Raw genomic sequence first — 3,629 nt, 5'->3', positions numbered from 1 at the left:
GTCCTTAGCTCAGCTGGATAGAGTACCTGGCTACGAACCAGGCGGTCGGAGGTTCGAATCCTCCAGGACGCGCCACTTCCAACAAAAGCCTCGCTTATGCGGGGCTTTTTTGTATCTCGAGATTTCGAGTTTTTCACACCATTCATCTTCTCTCTTATAAGTTTATGTTTTAAGACTGCTCAAGTTATTAAAGCCAACATATTGCGAAATAAAGAAATCTAGCCTAATCGTATATAACTACCATTAAGAAAGGATGCTTTGATGTTAGGGAAAACTTTGATGGGCGTAACCCTTGGGACATTATTTTTCGCGCATAGTGTGTGGGCGGCTGAAGGTGATGACATCCCACAGCGCGCTCAAACGGTAGGCGACGTCATAGACCGCCCAGGCGTGCTCACACCCAAAGGAAGTTGGTCATTCGACTCCTCACTTAACTACAGCCAAAACTCTTCAAATAAGGTATCTGTCGTTGGTTATACCGTGCTACCCACATTGATTGTTGGTCGAATCGAAGTCAGTGATGCGGACAGAACAACGATGACTTTAGGTTTAACGACACGCTACGGCTTGACGAATGCTACCGAATTGGAAATTCGCCTGCCTTATGTTTACAGAAATGATCAAGTGTCGGTGCGTCCGATCCAAGATGGGTCTCCATCAGTCATCAATACAACCATCGATGGTGGTGGTTTAGGAGATGTGGAGTTTGCAGTACGTCACCAGTTTAACTTTGAGAGCGCACCATATTGGATTGGTGGTTTGAGAGTAAAGTCTGATACAGGTCGCTCTCCCTACGAGGTCTCTATTGATGAAGGAAGTAATTCATTCAGTGATGTGCCTACAGGATCGGGGTTCTGGAGTTTTGAGCCAAGTGTCACGATGATTTATCCGACTGATCCTGCCGTGTTATTCGCTAACTTAAGTTACATCTACAACTTAGAGAAATCCGTAACGGTGGGGGATAATAATGCTGATGTTGACTTAGGTGATACCATTGCTTTGTCGGGGGGAATGGGTTTTGCTGTTAATCCAAACTTGTCATTTTCACTTGGTTTGAGTCACAAGACGATTTTGAAAAGTAAGGTCGATGGGCGTTCTGCTGACGATGCGAAATTGCTCCAGTTGGACTCTCTGACTTTTGGTATCAATTATGCGTTTAGCAGGCGGACTTCAATTAATGTTAGTGCTCAAGCAGGCTTAACCGAAGATACACCAGATTTCCAATTAACCATTCGTGTGCCATTTAATCTCTGATAGTGTCTATCTCACCAGCCACATGAAATGTGTAGCTGCAGCTATTGAAGGTGATTTAATAATGCGTCTTCTAATTGCTGATTGGCTCGGATTTGCTGCATGACGCCGCTAACTTGCGCGTCAATATCGACGAGAGTGTTGAGACCTATTACGCTGTTGTCTGTGGTATTCTGAATGATGTTGATAATACTGGAATTGATAAGCTCAGAACTCACGACGTTCGGTCTTTGAGTTGGTGCCATATTAGGAGAGTTTAGAGTGTTGTCATCGACAATATTGCCTTCACCAAATTGAACGATATTGACAATCCCTTGGTCAAATTGAGCATGCTCCGGATTATTGGCATCATTAATTGCATTGATGTTGGTCAAATTGCCATTCTCTATTACTAAATTGGCGATCGTAGTGTTGAGAAGGTTCTCACCGTTAATTGTCGTAGTGATACTGAGGCCGATGTTGATGATGTAGTCGTCAGTGACTTGAAAGCCACCCCGGTATTGTGACAAAGATTCGTGAGTAAGTGGCTTTACTCCTTCAATGCTAATAACGTCTGCTCGAGCAAATAGCGACAAGGTAAAAATGCAAACAACGAGAAAAAGCCGGCTAAAAAACATGATAGTTACCTTAGTTTAATTCTCACCATCGACAGGGAGGGTAATGCTAAATACCCCTAGTGAATCTCTAGGTACACCGCTTTCTAGTGGTGACGCTTGATAAATGGCAAACTGATCATCGGTAATAAAGCTTGTACGCCCCATTTCAGCTTCGTTACGGACCAATAAGATAATGCCCTGATAATACTTTTGAAACTCTTCGTATTTCATGATCATCGTGCCTCGTGAGGGATCACCTAAGATCACCGAGTCTTTGTTCATCCCCCGAATAACAACAAAGTGCATATAGCCATCAAAATTGACCAAGGTAATACCTGGTACGCCGACTTTGCGAATTTTCTCTAGTCCGATTTTGAAGCCGTCAGAGTTAAGGCCAATGGAAGCGAGGTGCATTTTCATATCAAGGAGAGAGAAGCCTTTCTCTTTAATTTTTTCTTTATCACCATTGCGATACATGTTCTCAAAAATGTCTTGTTCTGATGATGGCGTTTCATAATGATAAGTGAGTAATGATGCCAACGCGGCTGAACCACAGCTAAAATCATATTGTTGACGAAAGACATCGCCAAAGACTATCTCCTTATAGCTTTTTACTGGCACTGAGTAGTGAGCTCGATGTGGAAGAAATTCTAAAGAGTTGGCTGATGCTGACATTGCCAGCATCAGCCAAGTTATGTTTCGAACAATTCTCATATTATTTACTTGAGTGTCAGGTTAACGACGGTTGAGTTCTGAATAAGAACGTTATTACCAGTATTCTGAATCACGCTCGATATCCCTGAACTGTCTGCGAACGCACCTGGTGATAAAATGTTATTTCCGCTAACGGTGTTATTGGCTACGTTATCTGACGATACCCCATAAACATCTGATTCTGCATAGACAAGGTCAAGATCGATATCGATATGTTGACCACCTCTCGCTTCACTCATGGTTTCGAGGCTAGCACTTTCGTCAGACAACGTTATCTCATCAGCGTTGACGGAAACGGCAATTATCATACCCAAGGTACACAGTGCCAAACGCATCGCTTTCTCCTAATAATGCTCATTAGTCGCCGGTAAAGACACTCGCGTTGGTCGCTACAGATTGTTGAATCAGTGCGTTACCGCCAGCGCTTTGTGCCACAGTGGTAATACCCGAGGCACCATCCATACCACCAAGGTTATTTACGTTATCAACTCGAACAGTAGAGTCTTTTTCCATTGTTGAGTAATTTACTGATGTAGCGCTAACGGAACCCATGACTTCAGATGTCGCTACAACCGTATCCGAATCCATCTGTAAGGTGTTGTAGCTATCAGCTGTATTAATACTGCTGTCGCTGTTGTCGTTATAGCTATTTCTCGTACTTGAATCACTTTGATCGCGATTGTCTGAGTTATTGTCTGCGTAACTGCGACTATCGCTGTTGTCGTTGTAACTGTCATTGGTGCTAGAGTTACTGTTGTCATTGTTGCTACGAGTCGTCGTTGTACTCGAATCACTTTGGTTGCGACTGTCACTGTTGTCGTTGTAGCTGTCGTTGGTACTTGAGTTGCTGTTGTCATTTGCATAACTTCTGCTGTCACTCATATCACGACTGTCTGACTGATCTCGTGAGTCTGCTTGGTTACGATTGTCACTGTTATTGTTGTAACTTGAGTTTGTACTCGCATTCGAGTTATCACTGTTGTTACTGTTATCATTTGCATAACTTCTGCTGTCACTCATATCACGACTGTCTGACTGATCTCGTGAGTCTGCTTGGTTACGATTGTC

General features: G+C 43.3%; 4 protein-coding genes and 1 pseudogene. 1 reads left to right on the top strand and 4 read right to left on the bottom strand.

Annotation, left to right across the window (positions count from 1 at the left end):
- Positions 1 to 261 precede the first annotated feature (261 nt).
- The gene (locus tag ACVA54_RS19495; protein WP_099079811.1) at positions 262 to 1,254 is read left to right on the top strand and encodes a transporter; all 993 of its coding nucleotides are present in this window, start codon (positions 262 to 264) and stop codon (positions 1,252 to 1,254) included.
- Between the two features lie 41 nt (positions 1,255 to 1,295).
- Here the strand turns inward: ACVA54_RS19495 and ACVA54_RS19490 are convergent, their stop codons facing one another.
- The 4 genes and pseudogenes from ACVA54_RS19490 to ACVA54_RS19475 form a co-directional block, all read right to left on the bottom strand.
- Positions 1,296 to 1,868, bottom strand: coding sequence for a hypothetical protein (locus tag ACVA54_RS19490; RefSeq protein WP_446609297.1), 573 nt, complete (start codon positions 1,866 to 1,868; stop codon positions 1,296 to 1,298).
- Between the two features lie 15 nt (positions 1,869 to 1,883).
- Positions 1,884 to 2,561, bottom strand: a complete 678-nt coding sequence (locus tag ACVA54_RS19485; protein WP_099079813.1) for a C39 family peptidase — start codon at positions 2,559 to 2,561, stop codon at positions 1,884 to 1,886.
- 5 nt (positions 2,562 to 2,566) lie between these two features.
- Positions 2,567 to 2,896, bottom strand: a complete 330-nt coding sequence (locus ACVA54_RS19480; protein WP_099079814.1) for a carbon storage regulator — start codon at positions 2,894 to 2,896, stop codon at positions 2,567 to 2,569.
- A 22-nt stretch (positions 2,897 to 2,918) separates the two neighbouring features.
- Positions 2,919 to 3,629 (bottom strand): annotated as a pseudogene (locus tag ACVA54_RS19475) (dentin sialophosphoprotein); the annotation flags it as partial.

The organism is Vibrio sp. PNB23_22_6 (assembly GCF_052877535.1).
Note: the sequence above shows the minus strand (reverse complement) of the source record. Positions and strands in the feature narration are given on the sequence as shown.